Source organism: Kitasatospora nipponensis, assembly GCF_039528135.1.
In the GTDB taxonomy this organism is placed as follows: domain Bacteria; phylum Actinomycetota; class Actinomycetes; order Streptomycetales; family Streptomycetaceae; genus Kitasatospora; species Kitasatospora nipponensis.
Window position 1 is genome coordinate 1 of sequence record NZ_BAAALF010001210.1, and the last position, 506, is coordinate 506.

Genomic DNA, 506 nt, shown 5'->3' on the forward strand with positions numbered 1-506 from the left:
GTCAGACGTGAACGGCCGGACGTTCCGTCAGTTCCCGGTCGGCGGGGACGGGGACGGCGGAGCTCAGCGACTCGCCCTCGACGTCCACCTTGGGGATGATCCGGTCCAGCCACTTCGGCAGCCACCAGGCCCGGTCGCCGAGCAGCGCGAGCACCGCCGGGACGATGGTCATCCGGACCACGAAGGCGTCCAGGAAGACGGCCGAGGCCAGGCCGAGCCCCATCATCTTGATCATCGACTCGCTCATCCCGATGAACCCGGAGAACACCGCGATCATGATGACGGCCGCGGCCACCACCACCCGGGCGCTGTGCCGGAAGCCGGTGACGATCGCCTGGCCGGGCCGCTCCCCGTGCACGTACGCTTCGCGCATCCGGGTCAGCAGGAAGACCTCGTAGTCCATCGACAGGCCGAACACCACGCCGATCAGGAAGATCGGCTTCATGCTCATCACCGGCCCGGTCTCCTCGACGCCCAGCAGGCCGGCGAACCAGCCCCACTGGAAG

General features: G+C 68.6%; 1 protein-coding gene. It reads right to left on the minus strand.

Annotated elements, in window-relative coordinates; all coding sequences use genetic code 11:
- Position 1 precedes the first annotated feature (1 nt).
- Positions 2 to 506, minus strand: a 505-nt coding sequence (locus ABD323_RS45705; RefSeq protein ID WP_344447811.1) for an MMPL family transporter, incomplete at its 5' end; no start/stop codon positions are given.